The sequence below is a fragment of the Rugamonas sp. DEMB1 genome (assembly GCF_029834475.1).
Lineage (GTDB): Bacteria > Pseudomonadota > Gammaproteobacteria > Burkholderiales > Burkholderiaceae_D > Rugamonas > Rugamonas rubra.
This window is the reverse complement of sequence record NZ_CP122407.1, coordinates 4250551-4268173: the sequence shown is the minus strand read 5'-3', so window position 1 is coordinate 4268173 and position 17623 is coordinate 4250551. Positions and strand designations below refer to the sequence as shown.

Annotated in this window: 20 protein-coding genes; 17 read left to right on the top strand and 3 right to left on the bottom strand. The window is 68.5% G+C overall.

From position 1 onward, the window contains the following. Window positions 1-60: 60 nt before the first annotated feature. The 11 genes from QC826_RS19555 (at window position 61) to QC826_RS19505 (ending at window position 8804) form a co-directional block, all read left to right on the top strand. On the top strand, window positions 61-1227 hold the full coding sequence (locus QC826_RS19555; protein ID WP_279762051.1) for a phage tail sheath family protein: 1167 nt from the start codon (window positions 61-63) through the stop codon (window positions 1225-1227). 100 nt (window positions 1228-1327) lie between these two features. Further along, complete coding sequence (locus QC826_RS19550) at window positions 1328-1831, top strand: phage major tail tube protein (protein WP_093388394.1); 504 nt, start codon at window positions 1328-1330, stop codon at window positions 1829-1831. Between the two features lie 168 nt (window positions 1832-1999). Next, on the top strand, window positions 2000-2341 hold the full coding sequence (locus QC826_RS19545; protein ID WP_279762050.1) for a phage tail assembly protein: 342 nt from the start codon (window positions 2000-2002) through the stop codon (window positions 2339-2341). A gap of 145 nt (window positions 2342-2486) precedes the next feature. Continuing rightward, window positions 2487-5000: a phage tail tape measure protein gene (locus QC826_RS19540; RefSeq protein ID WP_279762049.1), complete on the top strand. Its 2514-nt coding sequence runs from the start codon at window positions 2487-2489 to the stop codon at window positions 4998-5000. A gap of 9 nt (window positions 5001-5009) precedes the next feature. Beyond that, window positions 5010-5891, top strand: a complete 882-nt coding sequence (locus QC826_RS19535) for a phage tail protein (protein ID WP_279762048.1) — start codon at window positions 5010-5012, stop codon at window positions 5889-5891. Continuing rightward, complete coding sequence (locus tag QC826_RS19530) at window positions 5866-6072, top strand: tail protein X (RefSeq protein WP_279762047.1); 207 nt, start codon at window positions 5866-5868, stop codon at window positions 6070-6072. Before QC826_RS19535 ends, QC826_RS19530 begins: the two co-directional genes overlap by 26 nt. Window positions 6073-6081: 9 nt before the next feature. Beyond that, window positions 6082-7125: a phage late control D family protein gene (locus QC826_RS19525; protein ID WP_279762046.1), complete on the top strand. Its 1044-nt coding sequence runs from the start codon at window positions 6082-6084 to the stop codon at window positions 7123-7125. Between the two features lie 87 nt (window positions 7126-7212). Beyond that, a complete protein-coding gene (locus tag QC826_RS19520) occupies window positions 7213-7575 on the top strand; it encodes a hypothetical protein (protein ID WP_093388400.1) in 363 nt (120 codons plus the stop codon). 70 nt (window positions 7576-7645) lie between these two features. After that, complete coding sequence (locus tag QC826_RS19515) at window positions 7646-7846, top strand: hypothetical protein (RefSeq protein WP_279762045.1); 201 nt, start codon at window positions 7646-7648, stop codon at window positions 7844-7846. Beyond that, entirely contained in the window at window positions 7843-8316 is a 474-nt protein-coding gene (locus QC826_RS19510) for a hypothetical protein (RefSeq protein WP_279762044.1), read from the top strand. Before QC826_RS19515 ends, QC826_RS19510 begins: the two co-directional genes overlap by 4 nt. Continuing rightward, entirely contained in the window at window positions 8313-8804 is a 492-nt protein-coding gene (locus tag QC826_RS19505; protein ID WP_279762043.1) for a lysozyme, read from the top strand. Before QC826_RS19510 ends, QC826_RS19505 begins: the two co-directional genes overlap by 4 nt. A 123-nt stretch (window positions 8805-8927) precedes the next feature. On the opposite strand, the gene yegQ is transcribed toward QC826_RS19505, so the two are convergent. After that, window positions 8928-10292, bottom strand: coding sequence for a tRNA 5-hydroxyuridine modification protein YegQ (gene yegQ, locus QC826_RS19500; RefSeq protein ID WP_093388402.1), 1365 nt, complete (start codon window positions 10290-10292; stop codon window positions 8928-8930). A gap of 211 nt (window positions 10293-10503) precedes the next feature. On the opposite strand from yegQ, the gene alaC reads away from it, so the two are divergent. Both alaC and QC826_RS19490 read left to right on the top strand, forming a co-directional pair. Beyond that, the gene (alaC, locus tag QC826_RS19495; protein ID WP_279762042.1) at window positions 10504-11736 is read left to right on the top strand and encodes an alanine transaminase; all 1233 of its coding nucleotides are present in this window, start codon (window positions 10504-10506) and stop codon (window positions 11734-11736) included. Window positions 11737-11898: 162 nt separating this feature from the next. Then, window positions 11899-12414, top strand: a complete 516-nt coding sequence (locus QC826_RS19490) for a hypothetical protein (protein ID WP_279762041.1) — start codon at window positions 11899-11901, stop codon at window positions 12412-12414. On the opposite strand, the gene QC826_RS19485 is transcribed toward QC826_RS19490, so the two are convergent. After that, window positions 12411-13424: a zinc-binding alcohol dehydrogenase family protein gene (locus tag QC826_RS19485; RefSeq protein WP_279762040.1), complete on the bottom strand. Its 1014-nt coding sequence runs from the start codon at window positions 13422-13424 to the stop codon at window positions 12411-12413. The two genes, QC826_RS19490 and QC826_RS19485, sit on opposite strands and share 4 nt — an antisense overlap. Window positions 13425-13521: 97 nt before the next feature. On the opposite strand from QC826_RS19485, the gene QC826_RS19480 reads away from it, so the two are divergent. After that, window positions 13522-14442, top strand: coding sequence for a LysR family transcriptional regulator (locus QC826_RS19480; protein WP_279762039.1), 921 nt, complete (start codon window positions 13522-13524; stop codon window positions 14440-14442). Between the two features lie 180 nt (window positions 14443-14622). Here the strand turns inward: QC826_RS19480 and QC826_RS19475 are convergent, their stop codons facing one another. Next, entirely contained in the window at window positions 14623-14847 is a 225-nt protein-coding gene (locus QC826_RS19475) for a hypothetical protein (protein WP_093388407.1), read from the bottom strand. 167 nt (window positions 14848-15014) lie between these two features. Between QC826_RS19475 and QC826_RS19470 the strand changes: the two genes are divergently transcribed. Genes QC826_RS19470 through QC826_RS19460 form a run of 3 tightly spaced genes read left to right on the top strand, consistent with a single transcriptional unit; the run spans window position 15015 to window position 17592 of the window. Continuing rightward, on the top strand, window positions 15015-15713 hold the full coding sequence (locus tag QC826_RS19470) for a phosphatase PAP2 family protein (RefSeq protein WP_279762038.1): 699 nt from the start codon (window positions 15015-15017) through the stop codon (window positions 15711-15713). Between the two features lie 25 nt (window positions 15714-15738). Next, the gene (locus tag QC826_RS19465; RefSeq protein WP_279762037.1) at window positions 15739-16764 is read left to right on the top strand and encodes a diacylglycerol kinase family protein; all 1026 of its coding nucleotides are present in this window, start codon (window positions 15739-15741) and stop codon (window positions 16762-16764) included. A gap of 9 nt (window positions 16765-16773) precedes the next feature. Continuing rightward, complete coding sequence (locus tag QC826_RS19460; protein WP_279762036.1) at window positions 16774-17592, top strand: metallophosphoesterase; 819 nt, start codon at window positions 16774-16776, stop codon at window positions 17590-17592. The last annotated feature ends 31 nt before the right edge of the window (window positions 17593-17623 follow it).

Here is a 17623-nt window from a genome sequence, read left to right as displayed (position 1 = left end):
CACTTTGTTGCACCCCCCAACCCGCCCTGTGCGGGTTTTTCTTTTTCTAGGAGATTCACCATGGCAGCATCCTTTTTCCACGGCGTCACCGTCACCCTGGTCGATTCCGGCCCCCGCTCGATCGCCACACCGTCCAGCTCGGTGATCGGCCTGGTCGACACCTACACCCCGGGCGCCGGCCTGGCCGCGCCCAACACGCCGGTCAAGATCACCTCGCTGCGCGAGGCCGCCGCCGCCTTCGGCGTCACCAGCAACATCTACAAGTCGCTGCGCGCCGTCTACGCCCGCACCAGCGCCGTGGTGGCGGCGGTCGGCGTGGCCCAGGTGGCCGACGCCGCCGCGCAGACCTCGGCCATCATCGGCGGCATCAGCGCCCAGGGCGCCCGCACCGGCCTGCAGGCGCTGCTCGACGCCAAGTCGGTGCTCGGCCTGCAACCGCGCCTGCTGGTGGCGCCCGGCGCCTCGGCCACCCAGGCGGTGGCCACCGCCATCGATGGCATCGCCGGCAAGCTGCGCGCCATCGGCATCATCGACGGCCCCAACACCACCGACGACGCCGCGCTGGCCTACGCCCTCAACTTCGGCAGCAAGCGCCTGTACATGGTCGACCCGGGCATCAAGGTGTGGGACACGGTGGCCAACGCCGCCGTCGACGCGCCGGCCTCGGCCGCCGCCGCCGGCCTGTTCGCCTGGACCGACAACGAGTACGGCTTCTGGGTCTCGCCGTCGAACAAGGAGTTCGTCGGCCTGGTCGGCACCAAGCGTCCGGTCGAGTTCCTCGACGGCGACGCCACCTGCCGCGCCAACCTGCTCAACGTGGCCAACGTCGCCACCATCATCCGCGACGGCGGCTTCCGCCTGTGGGGCAACCGCACCCTGTCGGCCGATCCGAAGTGGGCCTTCGTCACCCGCGTGCGCACCACCGACATGGTGATGGACGCCATTCTGTACGCGCACAAGTGGGCGGTCGACCGCGGCATCACCAAGACCTACGTGAAGGACGTCACCGAGGGCCTGAACGCCTTCATGCGCGACCTGCGCAACGCCGGCTGCATCATCAACTTCGAGGTCTACCCGGACCCGGACCTGAACACCGGCAGCCAGCTCGAACAGGGCAAGGTGTACTGGAACATCCGCTTCACCGACGTGCCGCCGGCCGAGAACCCGAACTTCCGCGTCGAGGTCACCAACCAGTGGGTCGGCGAGGTGCTCTCGATCGGCAACTAAGCGGGGCGGCCGCGCCGCAGCAGGACATGGCGCCGGCGCTTGAGCCGCCGGCGCCGCCAGCAGTCAACACATCAACCCCACCACAACGGAGCTTTACCACATGATTCCTCAAACCCTCTACAACTTCAACCTGTTCGTCGGTGCCGACAGCTACGCCGGCGTTGCCTCCCAACTCACCCTGCCCAAGCTGAAGGTCAAGACCGAGGACTACCGTGCCGGCGGCATGGACGCGCCGGTCAAGATGGACATGGGCCTGGAGGCGCTCGACGCGGCCTTCTCGATGACCGGCGTGGCGCCGGACGTGCTGGCCTACTTCGGCCTGGCCGACCAGTCCTCCTTCCACGGCGTGTTCCGTGGCGCCTTCAAGGACCAGAAGGGCGCCGTGGTCGCCGCCGTGGCCACCTTCCAGGGCATGCTGCAGGAGGTCGACATGGGCGACTGGAAGGCCGGCGACAAGGCCGAGACCAAGTACAACGTCAACTGCAGCTACTACAAGCTGGAGGTCGACGGCAAGGCCGTCATCGAGATCGATCCGGTGGCCGGCATCCGTGTCATCAACGGCCAGGACCAGCTGACCAAGGTGCGCGCCGCGCTGGGCGTGTAAGCGCCGGCGTCGCGTCGTAAGGCCAAGGCGCCGGGAGCGGCCTAGCAAGCCCCAACGGCGAAGAGCCGGGGTCTGACCCCGTACGGGGTCAGACCCCTGGTTTGCGCCGCTGGGGGTTGTCCGCCCGCCGGCGCCTCACGCAGAACCCATTTTCAATTCGAGGACCACATGGAACACACCAACAACCCGTCCTGGCTGCGCCAGGGCGTCGACGTCGTCACGGTCACGCTGTCGCGGCCGGAGAGCTTCAACGGCGTCAAGACCAACCAGCTGCAGCTGCGCGCGCCGACCGTGCGCGACATGCGCGGCGCGCAGAAGCTGCACCCGTCCGACGTCGAGGAGCGCGAGCTGGCGCTGTTCGCCAGCCTGGCGCAGGTGGCGCCGGCCGACCTGGAGCAGCTCAAGTTGAGCGACTACAACCGCGTGCAGGACGGCTATTTTCGCCTCCTTTCCGATCCTGCAGCTGAGCCTGGAGCAGCTGCGGACCTTGGCGCGGCGGCTGGCGCTTGAGTGCCGCTTCCAGCCCGCCGAGATAGAGCGGATGACGCTGGACGACATGTTGTGGTGGCTGGAGGAGCCGGCCTGATCCCGCAGGGGACGGGCGGCCCGCCACGGCCGCCTGGATGACACACACAAGAGGAACAGGCGAACGCATATGGCGAACAATACGGAACAAGCGGCCGCGCTGGTCGCGGACGGGCTGAAGCTCGGCCTGGGCCGCGTCTTCGGCGACGCCGAGGCGCGCGGCGCCAAGGCCAAGAAGGCGGCCGAGCAGCTGGCCAGGACGGCCGGCGAGGCGGACCGCCAGGTGAAGGGCCTGCGCTTGCAGGCGCAGGGCTACGAGCGCATCGGCGCGAGTATGAAGGAGGGCAAGGAGGCGCTGGGCGAGCTGTCCACCCTGGGCAAGGCGGTGATGGGGGCGGTGAACGCCTCGGCCGAGTACCAGGTGTCGGTGCGGGCGATCGCCAACGAGGCCGGCGCCAGCGGCGCGGCCGGCGAGGCGCGCGTGGCGGCGCGGCTGGCGCTGGAGGCGCGCCAGGCCGGCGTCAACAGCAACGAGCTGGCCGGCGCGGTCGGCAAGATGATCAACCCCCGCCTCGACGGCAAGCAGGCGCTGGAACTGGCGCCGTTGTTGACGCGCTTCGCGGTGGGCCAGGGCGTGTCGATGGACGACAGCGCCAAGTTGATGGGCGCGCTGGCGCAGCAGGCCAACATCAACTCGCCGGCCGAGATGCGCCAGGCGCTCAACGGCATCGTCGACATGGGCCAGCGCAACAAGGTCGACCTGGGCGCGCTGGCCAAGACCATGCCGGCCCTGCTGGCCGAGATGAACAAGCTGGGCGTGCACGGCCAGGCGGCGCCGCAGCGGTTGGCGTCCATGCTGGAGCGCAGCCTGAAGACGGCCGACTCGCCCGAGGCGGCGGCCAAGGAGGTCAAGGAACAACTGGTGAAGCTGCGCGAGCAGGCGCGCGGCAAGGACAAGAAGACCGGCCAGGCCGCGTCGGTCGACACGGCGGCCTCGCTGGCGCGCGCCCGGGCGCAGCTGGACAAGGTGGCGCCGGCCGGCGCGGCGCAGCCGGTCGAGGAGCATCTCGACAAGGACTTTGGCGACGCGCGCAGCAGCTCCAAGAACAAGTGGGGCGCCTTGGACGCCGCCTCGGGCCAGCTGCTCATCAACGTCGGCGACGCGCTGCGGCCCTACAGCGACAAGGTGGCCGTGGTGCTGACCGACCTGAGCAACGGCGCCGCCGAGCTGGCCAAGGCATGGCCCAACGTGACGGCGGGACTGGTGGGCGTGGTGGGCGCGCTCGCCGCCTACAAGCTGGCGAAAAGCGGCGTCGACATGGCGCGCGGCACCGGCGAGGTTCTGCTCGGCGGCATCTTCGGCCGGAAGAAGAAGGCGGCCGGCGCGGCCGGTGCCGGCGAAGACGAGGCGGCAAAGACCGGCGGCGTGCAGCGCGTCCACGTGACCAACTGGCCGGTCGGCAAGTGCTGTGGCGGCGGCGGTGATGGCGACGGCGGCGATGGCGGCGATGGCGCCGACGCCTCCGGCCCCGAGGACGGCGACGGCGAGCGCCAGGGCAATAAGAAGAAGCGGCGTCCGGGCGGCTTGCGCCGCATGCGCCGGCGCGCCGCCGTCCGTCTCGGCCGTATGGGGCGCGGCGCGGCGGCGCTGGGCCGGCGCGCGCTCGGTCTGGGCGGTCGGGTGTTTGGCGGCATCGGCCGCGGCGCCATGCGGGCGGCCCGTGCCACGGCCGGCGGCCTTGGCCGCCTCGGTCGCGGCGCCGCCGGCTTGGGACGGGGCGCGCTCAGCCTGGGTCGTAGCGCGGCCGGCAGCATCGGTCGCAACGCGGCCAGCCTGGGACTGGGCGCGCTCCGTCTGGGCCGTGGCGCCGCCGGCGTGGGCGGGCGCTTGTTGGGCCGCGTCGGCGCTGCCGCCGCGTTGTCGCTGCGCTCGGCGGCCGGTGTGGCGGGCGGCTTGGCGGGGCGCCTCGCGCCGTACGCGGGCCGGCTGGGCGGCGCGGCGGCGATGGCCGGCGGCGCGCTGCAGGTGGTTCAAACCTACCGCGACGCCAAGACCAAGGACCAGAAGGCGGAGGGCTACGGCGGCGCCGCCGGCGCACTGGCCGGTGGCATGCTCGGCGCGAAGGTTGGCGCGGCGATCGGCACGGTCGCCGGCCCGTTCGGCATACTGGCTGGCGCCGCCGTGGTGGGTGCGCTGGGTGCTTGGGGTGGCGAGAAATGGGTAGGGGCTGCGGCCAAGGCGCTGTTTGGCGACAAGAAGCCCGAGCCGAAAGCCAGTACCGCCACAGGCGCCGCAGCCGGCTTGACGGCGCCGTGGCAGCTTGGCCAAGCCGGCCCGGCGAACGGTCCTCTGCCTGGCGGCGCGCCGGAGGTGCTGGCCGCCGCCGCCCGCGCGGCGGCGTTGCAGAGCGCCTTGCAGGGCGTGCTGAAGAATCCGCCGGCGGCACTGCTGCGTGGTCCTCCGGCGCCGCCGGCCGCCGCGCCCGCCATCCACTTCGCGCCGGCCATCACGGTCACGGTGCAGGGCGACGTCAAGGAACCCGCGTCGATCGCGCGCGAGCTGATGCCGCATCTGCAGCGCTTGATGGACGAGCTGCGCGCCAGCCAGGCGCGCACCGCGCTGTTCGACGGCGTACACGTTTAAGGAGCAATCATGGATGTCAAAGAGTTGGTCAATCGGGCCACCAGCGAGATCGGCCGCGCCACCGAAAGGGCGCGCCGGGTCGAGCAGCTGGTGGATGGAAAAATCGCCCAGGCGGGCAAGCTGGCGGCGCTGGCCGTCGGCCACATCGAGCACGCCACGGCGCTGGTCAAGAGCGCCACGGCGACGATGAACCGCGTGCTGCCGCTGCTCGACGGCGCCGTGGTCGAGCGCGGCCTGGCCATGCTGGGCAGCGCCGCCGGCAAGCTCATCAACAGCAAGGTGGCGCTGGTGAAGGAGGCCGCCGCCAAGCTGGCCGGCGCGGTGGGCGGCCTGCGCAAGGCCTTCACCGCGCTGACTGGCTTGGGCGGCAAGGCGCCGGCGCCGGTGGCGGCGGCGCTGTCCTCGCTGGGCCTGAAGAGCAAGGGGGAGGGCGCGGCGGGCGAGGCGGCCGGCGCGGCGGCGGACGCCACGGCTGCCACGCCGCACATGCTGGTGCTGAGCGCGGAGGACGGTTCGAGCTACAGCTTCGGCCTGTCCAACGCCAGCTTCCAGGGCCTCAAGCGGCAGACCAACTACACGGTCGCCGCGCAGGAGCGGCTGAACCGGCAGGACGCGCTGCAGGCGGTGGGCAAGGGCGGCGAGTCGCTGTCGCTGAACGGCGTGATCTTCACCGCGCTCAACACCGGCCGCAAGGAGCTCGACAAGCTGCGCGCCATCGGCGGCGCCACCCGGCCGCTGCTGCTGACCACCGGCTACGGCGAGGTGCTGGGCCGCTGGTACATGGTGTCGCTGTCGGAGGAGCAGGACGGTCTGCTGGCCAACGGCGCGGCGCGCAAACAAACCTTCTCGATGGAGTTCAAACGCTATGGCGACGATTATCAGAACCTGTGACGGCGACGTGCTCGACACGATCTGCCAGGACCACTACGGCTTCGTGGCCGGCAGCGTGGAGGCGGTGTACGCCGCCAATCCCGGCCTGGCGGCGCAGCCGCAGCCGTTCGCCGCCGGCCTGACGATGCTGCTGCCGCCGCTGCCGGCGCGGCGCAGCGACGTGATCCAGTTGTGGAATTGAGGAGGGCGCATGCGAGCCGAATTTGACATCGTCGCCAACGGGCAGAACATCACCGACCTGCTGCGCGACCGCCTGCTGGAACTGCGCCTGAGCGACAAGACCGGCCTGGAGGCGGACACCTGCGAGATCCGCCTCGACGACCGGGGCGGCAAGCTGGCCCTGCCGGCCAAGGGCGCCACCCTGGCCATCTCGCTGGGCTGGGCCGGCCAGGGCTTGAACCTGCTGGGCAGCTTCAAGATCGACGAGGTGGTGATGGAGGGGCCGCCGGCCTGCCTGATCATCCGCGGCAAGGGCGCCGACCTGCGGCAGAGCGCCAAGAGCCAGCGCCACGCCGGCTACGAGAAGACCACGCTGGCGGCCATTGTCGCCACGGTGGCGGCGCGCCACGGCTGGCGCGCGGTGTGCGAGGTGAAGGCGGCGGTGGCGCGGCTCGACCAGGTTGGCGAGAGCGATCTGCACTTCCTCACGCGGCTGGCGCGGCTGCACGGCGCCACCGCCACCGTCAAGAACGGCGCCTTGCTGGTGCTGCCGCGCGGCGCCGGCAAGACGGCCAGCGGCGCGCTGCCGCCCAAGCTGGTGTTGCGCGCCGAGCAGTTGACGCGCTACAGCTTCACCTTCGCCGACCGCAGCGGTTTCGACTCGGTCAAGACCGGCTCGCACGACGCCGGCCAGGCCAAGCTGGTCGAGCAGGAGGTGGCCAATCCGGCGCCGGGGCCGGACGGCGGCGCCGTGCACAGCGACCGCCATCCCTACACCGACACGGCCACCGCCAAGGCCGCCGCGCAGTCGCGCATGGCGGCCTTGAACCGAGCCACCGCCAGCGGTACGCTGAACCTGATGGGGCGGGCCGACATTGGCGCCGAGCGCGTCGTCGGCATCTCCGGTGTGAAGCCGGAGGTGGACGGCGACTACCTGGTCGAGTCCGTCAGCCACAGCTATTCGCACGACTCCTGGCGCATGCAGGTCGAACTCAACGCCGGCAATTTGGGCAAGGCCAAGGCGGGGCAGGGGCCGCGCGCGGCGGGAAACAAGGAGTTGGTGGCCGCCGGATAACGTCGGCGCCCGCCCGTGCCGCCCGCCCGTGCCTGTCCGACGCTGGCCCGCAGTCGGGCTCCTACCCACTCATTGAAAGGAAAACTCATGGCTGAACCCGCAAGTTCGACGGCCTCCATCGCCATCGCCGCCGGCACCATCACCCTCAGCGGCTCGGTGTTCGGCGTGCAGTACGACGCGCTGCTGGCCGGTTTTTTCGGCGGCCTGGTGTCGCTTTCCTACCTGCCGCCGATGTCGGCGCCGAAGATCGTCGGCACCGTGGCCGGCTCGGCGCTGCTGGCCGGTTTCTTCGCGCCGGTCATCGCGGTGGCGGCGCTGCATTACCTGCCCTGGCTGCAAGGCGTGGGCGACTTCACCCGCATCGCCGGCGGCGCCGCGCTCGGCATCGCCGCCCAGGTGCTGATCCCGGCCGGCCTGAAGCGGCTGCGCTCCTTCATTGGAGGTCAGTGATGCTGCTGGCTATTTACCTGGGTGCGGCCACGCTGATCCTCTGCAAGGGCTGTTTTTCACCATCAACCACATGGGTCGCCACACCACGCTGCGCAGCCGGCTGGCGTGGCTGCTGCTGACCACGGCCGCGCTGGACGTGGTGATCAGCCCGGCCTTCGAGCGCACGCCATCGCCATCATTGGGCGGCGTCGCGCTGGTGGTGGCGCTGGCCTGCTATGTGCTGCCGCAGCGCCGTCCCATGTCATTCAACGATCGAAAGGATGCACCATGATTTTGTCTTTGTTGTCCATGCTGGGCGGCGGGCTGCTGCGCCTGCTGCCCGAGCTGTTCGGCTTCCTGCACAAGAAGACCGACAACGCCCACGAGCTGGCCATGTTGGAGCGCCAGTTCCAGTTGGAGCAGAGCCGCGCCGCCAGCCAGCAGGCGCTGGTGGAGTATCGCGGCGGCGTGGAGGAGACGCTGGCCCTGCTCGACGCGCAGAAGGACGCGCTGGCCGGCCAGATGCAGCCGCTCGGTATCTGGTGGGCCGACGCGCTGAACTTTTTGGTGCGGCCGCTGGCCACCTACTACGTGCTGCTGTTGTACGGCTTGGCCAAGCTGGCCATGTTCATGGTGGCGCAGCGCGCCGGCATCGGTGGCTGGGAGGCGATCTTGAAAATTTACGACGCCGAGGACCGCGCCATCCTGTCCGGCATCCTGGCGTTCTGGTTCGTCGGACGCGTGTTCGACAAGCGCAAATGAGCGCCGCGCTCATCGGGGACGGCGCCGCGCTGCCGATGGCGCTGCGCTTGATCCGCGCCTTCGAGGGCTGCCGTCTGCACGCCTACCGCGACATGGTCGGCGTGTGGACCATCGGCTGGGGCGAAACGCTGGACGTGGGGGAGGGCATGGTGTGGAGCCAGCAGCGCGCCGACGAGGTGCTGCGGCGGCGCGTGGCGCAGTTCCAGCTGGCGGTGTTGAAGCTCTGTCCGGCGCTGCATTTGGAGGCGCCGGGGCGGTTGGCCGCCTGTACTTCGCTGGCCTACAACGTGGGCCTGGGCGCGTTTGGCGCCAGCTCTGTGCGCCGCCACATCGCGCGCCGGGAGTTCGACGCGGCGGCCGATAGCTTCTTGTTGTGGAACAAGGCCGGCGGCGCGGTGGTGGCGGGCTTGACGCGGCGGCGCCAGGCCGAGCGCGCGCTGTTTGTGCAGGCGGGGGCGCCGGCCTTGCGCGGTGGTGTGGTGGCTTGATTGAGCATTGGCCGCAAGGGCGACATGCCAGGGTCAGACTCCCCGCCTTGGCGCTAGGGTCTGACCCTACATCTGCGCCGCCGGCCTTTTTGCCCGGCGGGCATTGCCGGCGGCGCCGTGGCGCTACAGCATGCGCGCCAGCAGCGCCTTGTCGTAGCGTTGGTCGAGGGCGATGCGGACGCGGTGGCCGCTGCCCGGCGCCACCTCGATGGCGCTGCCGTCGAGCGCGCGCATCTGCTCGATGCGCACCATCTGGTTGCCGCTCGGGTGGATCACCTCCAGCTGGTCGCCGACGGCGAAGCGGTTCTTGACGTCGATCTCGGCCCAGCCGTCCTGCACGCCCTGCACGTCGCCGACGTACTGGCTGCGGTGCAGCTCGGAGGCGCCGGCCATGTAGTTCTGGTGGTCCTGGGTGTGGTGGCGCTCGTAGAAGCCGTCGGTGTAGCCACGGTTGGCCAGGCCTTGCAGCTGGCCCAGCAGGTCCATATTGAAGGGCCGGCCGGCGACGGCGTCGTCGATGGCGTGGCGGTAGACCTGGGCGGTGCGCGCGGCGTAATACAGCGACTTGGTGCGGCCTTCGATCTTCAGCGAGTCGACGCCGATCTTGACCAGGCGCTCGATGTGCTCGACGGCGCGCAAGTCCTTCGAGTTCATGATGTAGGTGCCGTGCTCGTCCTCCATGATCGGCATCAGCTGGCCGGGCCGCTCGGCCTCCTCGATCAGGTAGGCGCGGTCGGCCAGCGGGTGGCGCTTGATGTCGCCCATCGCCGAGAACGACTCGTCGGCCTCGTTGAGCGCTTGGCGGTAGTTGAAGCCGATGGTCTCGGGGGCGATGCGGGCCAGGTCGCCGCTGGCGTCCTCGTCGGCGTTCATCACCTTGTAGTCCCAGCGGCAGGAATTGGTGCAACTGCCTTGGTTGGGGTCGCGGTGGTTGAAGTAACCCGACAGCAGGCAGCGGCCGGAGTAGGCGATGCACAGCGCGCCGTGGACGAACACCTCCAGCTCCATCTCGGGGCAGGTTTGGCGGATTTCCTCGATCTCGTCGAGCGACAGTTCGCGCGACAGGATCACCCGGGTCAGGCCCATGCGGTGCCAGAACTTGACGTCGGCCCAGTTGACGGCGTTGGCCTGCACCGACAGGTGGACCGGCATGTCCGGCCACTTGTCGCGCACCATCATGATCAGGCCGGGATCGGCCATGATGAGCGCGTCCGGCTTCATGGCCAGGACCGGCTCCATGTCGCGCAGATAAGTCTTGAGCTTGGAGTTGTGGGCGAAGATGTTGCTTGCGACGAAGAACTGCTTGCCGCGCGCGTGGGCCTGGGCGATGCCCTGCTCCAGCACTTCGGCGCGGGAGAATTCATTGTTGCGCACGCGCAGGCTGTAGCGCGGCTGGCCGGCGTAGACGGCGTCGGCGCCGAAGTCGAAGGCGGCGTGCATTTTTGCAAGGGAACCGGCCGGCAAGAGTAATTCTGGAGCGCGAAGCATAAGTGGCTTTCAATAAAACGCGAAAAATCGAGTATTTTAGGCGGCGTAGCGGGTGGATAGCCATGCTTTGTGGCTTCGCGGATTAACATAGATCAAGTTGCTGTAAAAAATAATTGCCAAGACTTTGATCGTTCGGCTAGTATTAATTAAGGCGCAACACATGCGCCTGCGTCGCTCGGACGGTTCCGGGCGCTTACGTGAAGACCAATCCATGACTCAATCCCAAGCTCCGCGCAGCTTTTCGCGCATCAATCGCCTGCCCCCCTACGTTTTCAACATCACCGCCGAACTGAAGATGGCCGCCCGCCGCCGTGGCGAGGACATCATCGACATGTCGATGGGCAACCCCGACGGCGCCACCCCGGCCCACATCGTCGACAAGCTGGTGGAAACGGCCAAGCGGCCGGACACCCACGGCTACTCGGCCTCGAAGGGCATCCCCCGGCTGCGCCGCGCCATCACCAAGTGGTACAAGACGCGCTACGACGTCGAGTTCGATCCGGAATCGGAGGCCATCGTCACCATCGGCTCGAAGGAGGGCCTGGCCCACCTGATGCTCGCCACGCTGGACCGCGGCGACACCGTGCTGGTGCCCAACCCGAGCTACCCGATCCACATCTGGGGCGCGGTGATCGCCGGCGCCGACATCCGCTCGGTGCGCATGACGCCCGGCGTCGACTTCTTCGCCGAACTGGAGCGGGCGATCCGCGAAAGCTATCCGAAGCCGAAGATGATGGTGCTCGGCTTCCCCTCCAACCCGACGGCGCAGTGCGTCGAGCTGGAGTTCTTCGAGCGCGTGGTGGCGCTGGCCAAGCAGCACAATATTCTGGTGGTGCACGACCTGGCCTACGCCGACATCACCTTCGACGGCTACAAGGCGCCGTCGATCATGCAGGTGCCCGGCGCGCGCGAGGTGGCGGTGGAGTTCTTCACCATGTCGAAGAGCTACAACATGGCGGGTTGGCGCATCGGCTTCATGGTCGGCAACAAGGAGTTGGTGTCGGCGCTGGCGCGCATCAAGAGCTACCACGACTACGGCAGCTTCACGCCGGTGCAGGTGGCGGCCATCGCCGCGTTGGAGGGCGACCAGAGCTGCGTCGGCGACATCGTGGCGCAGTACCAGAGCCGGCGCGACGTGCTGGTCAAGGGGCTGCTCGAGGCCGGCTGGCCGGTGGAAAAACCCAAGGCCTCGATGTACATCTGGGCGTTGATTCCCGAGGCCTACCGCCACCTCGGCTCGCTGGAGTTCGCCAAGCGCCTGCTGGCCGAGGCAAAGGTTTGCGTCTCGCCCGGCATCGGCTTTGGCGAGTACGGCGACGAGTATGTGCGCTTCGCGCTGATCGAGAACGAGGCGCGCATCCGCCAGGGCCTGCGCGGCATCAAGGCGATGCTGCGCAACCCGGAGTCGGCCAAGGCGGTCGCGGCCGTTGACGCTGTCGAGTAGGAAATCTAGTTGCCCCGGCGCCACGCCGGGGCAGGCAGATTCGGCGCTTTCTTAAGCCGCCTCAAAGGCCGTGCGTGACACGGCCATTCCCCCCGCCCCATCCTTTGCTACTGTAGCTGCTGATCCCCGCTCGTCTTTTTCGCCGCGTCTTGGAGTGTCATCATGCGTCCCTCGTCGATCAGCGTCAGCATCGTGCAGTTGCTTCGCACCGTCAAAAAAATAGAACTGGGCATGCGTTCCATCGGCCTGCCGAGCTTTCTGGCGCGGCTGCCGGTGGGGTGTTTGTGTTGGTACTACTGCAAATTGCTCGACGAGAAAATCGCCCGCATCGGCCGCATCGGCGAAAAGATCCGCCGTTGGCGTGGCACCCTGCAGGAGATGGGGCGCGAGGGGCCGGCGCAAACCGAGTTGATCGATATCGACAAGGGCCTGCACGCCGATCTGGAGTCGACCCGCAAGGTGTTGTGGGAGTTGCGCGAGGTGTGTCTGGACGTGGCGCGGATGTTCGAGCGGCTCGGCTTCTGCTCGGCCGGGTTGCTGCGCCGCCAGCACGCCTTCCTGCGCGTGCTGGAGGAGTCCTACGCCTCGGCCGGGGTGATGCAGGAGTTGCTGGCCACGCACGACCAGGTGGCCATCGCCCTGTTGCGCCAGCAGCAGAACGCCGGCGCCGGCGCCTAGAAACCTTCCAGCACGATCTTGCCCTTCATGCGGCCGCCCTCGAGCAGCGCGTGGGCACGCTTGAGGTTGGCCGCGTTGATCGTGCCCAGCCGCTCGGCCAGCGTGGTTTTGATCACGCCGCTGTCCACCAGTTGCGCCAGGTCGTTGAGCAGATCGTGCTGCTTTTGCATGTCCGCCGTGTCGAACATCGAGCGGGTGAACATCGATTCCCAGTGCAGCGACACGCTCTTGGGCTTGAGCGGCATCACGTTCAGCGCGAGCGGGTCGTCGATCAGTGCGATCTTGCCCTGAGGCGCCACAAGCTTGACGATGGCCGGCCAGTGCTGCTCGGTCTGGTTCAGGCTGATCACGTAGTCTGGCTGCGGCAGGTCCAGGCGCTGCATTTCCTCGTCCAAGGGCCGGCTGTGGTCGATCACGTGGTGGGCGCCCTGTTGCTTGACCCACTCCGTGGTTTCCGGCCGCGACGCGGTGGCGACGATATTCAGGCCGGTCAACTGGCGCGCCAGTTGCACCAGGATGGAGCCGACGCCGCCGGCCGCGCCGACCACCAGCAGCGTTTGGCCGCGCCGGCCCTTGTCGCGGCTCACTTGCAGGCGCTCGAACAACAATTCCCAGGCGGTGATGCCGGTCAGTGGCAGCGCGGCGGCGCGGCCGAAGTCCAAGGTGGCCGGCTTGTGGCCGACGATGCGCTCGTCGACCAGTTGGAACTCGCTGTTGCTGCCTTGGCGGGTGCGCGAGCCGGCGTACCAGACCTGGTCGCCCGGTTTGAACAGGGTCACGTCGGGGCCGACCGCCTTGACGATGCCGGCGGCGTCGAAGCCGAGCACGCGGCTTTCGCCCTCGGTCGGCGCGGCGGCGTGGCGCACCTTGATGTCGACCGGGTTGACCGAGACGGCCTTGACCTCGACCAACAGGTCGCGGCCCAGCGCCTGCGGCTCGGGCAGTTCGACGTCGAGCAGCGCCTGCGGGTGGTCGATGGGGTGGGAATGGCGGTAGGCGACGGCTTTCATGTTTGCTCCTGGGTGGGTGGTTTGGCGTATCATCATTTATTCGTCCAGAAAGAAAAAGATGCCAAACAACGAAACACTTTCAAAGGAATGAAGAAAATTGCTGCGGCTTGATGATTTGACCGTGTTTGTGCGCACCGCCGAGCGCGGTAGCTTGTCGGCCGCCGCGCGCGAACTGGAGATTTCGCCGGCGCTGGCCAGCGCCGCGCTGAAGCGGCTGGAGGGCGCGCTGGGCCTGCATTTGGTGGCGCGCACCACGCGCTCGCTGCGGCTGACGGAGGAGGGCGAGCACTACCTGGTGCACGCGCGCGAGGCGCTGCGCCTGCTCAGCGAGGGCCATCAGGCGCTGATCCAGGGCAAGGAATCGTTCGGCGGCACCTTGAAGATTTCGATGCCGTCGGACATGGGGAGGAATATCCTGCTCGGCTGGTTGGACGCCTTCCAGGCGCGCTATCCGCAGATCAACTACCAGCTCAGCGTCAGCGACCGCCTGTCCGACCTGTACCGGCAGCCGGTCGACATCGCCCTGCGCTATGGCGCGCAGGCGGACTCCAGCCTGATCGCCTTTCCATTGGCGGCGGACAACCGGCGCGTGTTGGTGGCGTCGCCGGCCTATGTCGCCGCGCACGGCGCCCCGGCCACCTTGGACGACTTGCGCGGCCACAATTGCCTGCGCTTCGCCATCGACGACACCATCCACGAGCGTTGGACCTTTTACGGTGGCAACGGCGCGGCGCCGCGCACGGTGAGCGTGAGCGGCAACCGCAGCGCCGACGACGCCGACGTGGTGCGGCGCTGGGCCATGGCCGGCCACGGCATCGCCTACAAGTCGCGGCTGGACGTGGTTGGCGATCTGTGCGGTGGACGCTTGCAGATCTTGCTGCCGGAACTGCCGGGCGAGCCGGCGCCCTTGCACATGTTGTGCATGCACCGCTCGCAGGTCACGCCGGCGGTGCTGCACCTGCGCGATTTTCTGCGCGCGCAGTGCGAGCGGGAGGCGGCGCTGATGCCCTTACCTTAGGATTCGAGGCGCCGGGGATGCCGGCAAACCCGACGGGCGCAGAGCCAGGGTCAGACCCTCAGGGTCTGACCCTCGGTTTTGCCGGTGGGTCTTGCCGGCGTCCCGCGAGTCTGGACGGAAGCAAATAAAACCGCCAGCCGCGCTTGCTATGGCGCGCTTTGCCCTTACCATGAGTGCAACTTAGTGGGCTTTGGACAGGATCAGCAGCCAGCGGCGCATCAGCAGCACCTCGACGTGGCCTGGCTCGATGCCGGTGTCGCACTCGATGAGCGGGTTGACGGCGTAGTAGCGTTTGCGGAAGTCACGGCAAACCAGCATTTCGCGCTTGCCCATGCGGACCAGGAAGGAAGTAGGGGCATATTCCAGACCGAACCGGGAGCCGAAACCGCTATTCAATGTTGTCATGACGTTTCCTTTGAGGGAGATGCGTTGAACGAGAGAGTCCAGAATAGCATAACTACTGTACGTATGCACAGGTACTGTATAAATAAACAGTTGCTCGGCGGTTGTGTGGTTTTTTTGCCTACACCAGCGAAGAATGGAATTAAATGAAGTTTTTGTCAACAAATAGAATGATGCGTTTTATCGAGGCGCGGTTCACGCCGGGCGGTGAACTGGGGCTGCATTTGACGGCCGGCGTGCTGTTGATGGTGTTGGCCACGGCGCTGTTCGGCATGCTCGCCGGCGCGGTGATGGGCCAGACGGGCATCGCCTTGCTCGACCTGCGCGTGTCGCAGTGGTTCAACGCGCATGCCGCCGAGCCGCTGGCCGGCGCGGTTGCGCTGTTCAGCCAGATACACAGCGTGGCCAGCGTGGCGCTGCTGTCGGCGTTGCTGGGCTGGTATTTCTGGCGCAGGCGTGAGCGCTACTGGTTGTTGGCGCTGGTCTTCGCCATCCCGGGCGGCATGCTGCTGAATGTGCTGCTAAAGTACGTCTACCAGCGCAGCCGTCCGGTGTTCGACGCGCCGATGGTGGACTTGGCCAGCTACAGTTTTCCCAGCGGCCACGCGGCGGCCAGCACGGCGCTGTATGGCTTTCTGGCTTGCTACGTGGTGATGACGGCGCGGCGCCATGGCACGCGCGTGTTGGCGGTGCTGCTGGCGGTGCTGATGGTGGCGCTGGTGGCCACCAGCCGCGTGTATCTTGGCGCGCATTATCTGAGCGATGTGCTGGCCGGCATCGTCGAAAGCTGCGGCTGGCTGGCCTTGTGCATCACCGGCTGCTCGACTTGGCGGCGGCGCCGCGCCGCCGCGCCGCCGAACCGGTCATAACCATATGTTGGAGCAACGGGAGAATATGCTGGGTCCGATTACCGTCATCATCAACGCCAGCGCCGGGCTGGGCTATCAGTCCGACTGGACCGAGCAGTTGCGCGGCAAGCTGGAGGCGCCCGGTTTCGCCGTCACGCTCAAGCTGGCGCACAGCGGCGCCGAGATGGTCGCCGCCGCCGAGCAGGCGCTGGGCGAGGGCGCGACGATGGTGGTGGCGGGCGGCGGCGACGGCACCATCAACGCCGTCGCCTCGGTGCTGGTCGGCAGCGGCGTGCGCTTCGGCGTGCTGCCGCTGGGCACCTTGAACCATTTCGCCAAGGATATGAAAATCCCGCTGGCGCTCGACGAGGCCATCGCCAACCTGGTCCACGGCCAGCCCTGCCAGGTCGACGTGGGCGAGGTCAACGGCAGCATCTTCCTCAACAATTCCAGCCTCGGTCTGTATCCCGACATCGTGCGCCAGCGCGAGCAGTTGCAGCGCAAGCTGGGGCAGGGCAAGTGGCCGGCCTTCGGCCGCGCCCTGGTGGCCTCGCTGCGGCGCTATCCCTTTCTCAACGTCAAGCTCAAGGTCAACGGCGACGCGCACGTGCGGCGCACGCCGTTCGTCTTCATCGGCAACAACGAGTACCGGATGCAGGGACTGAACCCGGGTGTGCGCGCGCGGCTCGACGGCGGCATGCTGAGCCTGTACGTGGCGCAGCGGCCGACCCGGCTGGGCCTGCTGCGGCTGGCCTTCCACGCGCTGCGCGGCCGCTTGTCCGAGGCCAAGGACTTCGACGTGTTGCTGGCGCGCGAGCTGGTGATCGAGACCCACCACAAGCGACTGCGCGTGGCCACCGACGGCGAGGTCAGCATCATGCATCCGCCGCTGTGCTACCGTTCGCTGCCGGCCGCGCTGGCGGTGATGGTGCCGCCTGGCGTGGCCGCCGAGGCCGACGCCAGCAAGGCTGCCGGCATCGACGCCTACGGTGCCGACGCCAGCGCCAGCGCCGGCGTTGCCGCCACCGCGCGGACGCCGGCGGCCTCCAGCCGCTCAGCGGCCCCGGCCTAGGAGGGCGCCATGCGGACACTGGTGCATCTATCGGATTTGCATTTCGGCCGCGTCGACCAGGCCCTGCTGGCGCCGCTGCAAACGCTGGTGACGCGGCTGGCGCCGGACGTGCTGGTGGTCTCCGGCGACCTGACGCAGCGCGCCCGCAGCGCCGAGTTCATCGCCGCGCGGGCCTTCCTCGACACCCTGCCGGGGCCGCAGATCGTGGTGCCGGGCAACCACGACATTCCGCTCTACAACGTCGCCGGCCGCTTCTTCGCGCCGCTGCGCAAGTACCAGCGCCACGTCACGCTGGACCTGGCGCCCGAATACGTCGACGACGAGATCGCCCTGCTGGGGGTGAACACGGCGCGCTCGCTGACCTTCAAGGACGGCCGCATCAACCACCAGCAGATCGGCCAGATCCAGCGCCGCTTCGCCCAGTTGCCGCCGCAGGTGGTGCGCATCGTGGTCAGCCACCATCCCTTCGACCTGCCGGCCGGCGCCGACGAGAACGGCCTGGTGCTGCGCGCGCCGCAGGCCATGCAGGCCTTCGCCGAGTCCGGCGTCGACCTGCTGCTGGCCGGCCACATGCACGCCAGCCACAGCGGCGACAGCTCGCAGCGCTATTCGCTGGGCGGCTACGCGGCGCTGGTGGTGCAGGCCGGCACGGCGACCTCGACCCGCGGGCGCGGCGAGTCGAACTCCTTCAACGTGATCCGGGTCGACGCCCGCCACATCCGGGTCGAGCGCTACGCCTGGGTGGCCGAGGCCGGCGCCTTCGAGTCGGCCGGCCACGCCGCCTTCCGCCGCAGCGGCGCGCTGTGGGCGCCGGTCGCCGACGTGTGAGCGGTAACCGGCTATGGCTAGGCAAACCAGC

Bases quoted from the DNA above. Each gene is read 5' to 3' on its own strand.
- QC826_RS19460 (WP_279762036.1), top strand. From the start codon at position 16,774: ATGCGGACACTGGTGCATCTATCGGATTTGCATTTCGGCCGCGTCGAC.
- QC826_RS19510 (WP_279762044.1), top strand. From the start codon at position 7,843: ATGATTTTGTCTTTGTTGTCCATGCTGGGCGGCGGGCTGCTGCGCCTG.
- QC826_RS19515 (WP_279762045.1), top strand. From the start codon at position 7,646: ATGGGTCGCCACACCACGCTGCGCAGCCGGCTGGCGTGGCTGCTGCTG.
- QC826_RS19520 (WP_093388400.1), top strand. From the start codon at position 7,213: ATGGCTGAACCCGCAAGTTCGACGGCCTCCATCGCCATCGCCGCCGGC.
- QC826_RS19470 (WP_279762038.1), top strand. From the start codon at position 15,015: ATGATGCGTTTTATCGAGGCGCGGTTCACGCCGGGCGGTGAACTGGGG.
- QC826_RS19490 (WP_279762041.1), top strand. From the start codon at position 11,899: ATGCGTCCCTCGTCGATCAGCGTCAGCATCGTGCAGTTGCTTCGCACC.
- QC826_RS19535 (WP_279762048.1), top strand. From the start codon at position 5,010: ATGGATGTCAAAGAGTTGGTCAATCGGGCCACCAGCGAGATCGGCCGC.
- QC826_RS19540 (WP_279762049.1), top strand. From the start codon at position 2,487: ATGGCGAACAATACGGAACAAGCGGCCGCGCTGGTCGCGGACGGGCTG.
- alaC (WP_279762042.1), top strand. From the start codon at position 10,504: ATGACTCAATCCCAAGCTCCGCGCAGCTTTTCGCGCATCAATCGCCTG.
- QC826_RS19545 (WP_279762050.1), top strand. From the start codon at position 2,000: ATGGAACACACCAACAACCCGTCCTGGCTGCGCCAGGGCGTCGACGTC.
- QC826_RS19475 (WP_093388407.1), bottom strand. From the start codon at position 14,847: ATGACAACATTGAATAGCGGTTTCGGCTCCCGGTTCGGTCTGGAATAT.
- QC826_RS19555 (WP_279762051.1), top strand. From the start codon at position 61: ATGGCAGCATCCTTTTTCCACGGCGTCACCGTCACCCTGGTCGATTCC.
- QC826_RS19550 (WP_093388394.1), top strand. From the start codon at position 1,328: ATGATTCCTCAAACCCTCTACAACTTCAACCTGTTCGTCGGTGCCGAC.
- yegQ (WP_093388402.1), bottom strand. From the start codon at position 10,292: ATGCTTCGCGCTCCAGAATTACTCTTGCCGGCCGGTTCCCTTGCAAAA.
- QC826_RS19485 (WP_279762040.1), bottom strand. From the start codon at position 13,424: ATGAAAGCCGTCGCCTACCGCCATTCCCACCCCATCGACCACCCGCAG.
- QC826_RS19465 (WP_279762037.1), top strand. From the start codon at position 15,739: ATGCTGGGTCCGATTACCGTCATCATCAACGCCAGCGCCGGGCTGGGC.
- QC826_RS19530 (WP_279762047.1), top strand. From the start codon at position 5,866: ATGGCGACGATTATCAGAACCTGTGACGGCGACGTGCTCGACACGATC.
- QC826_RS19505 (WP_279762043.1), top strand. From the start codon at position 8,313: ATGAGCGCCGCGCTCATCGGGGACGGCGCCGCGCTGCCGATGGCGCTG.
- QC826_RS19525 (WP_279762046.1), top strand. From the start codon at position 6,082: ATGCGAGCCGAATTTGACATCGTCGCCAACGGGCAGAACATCACCGAC.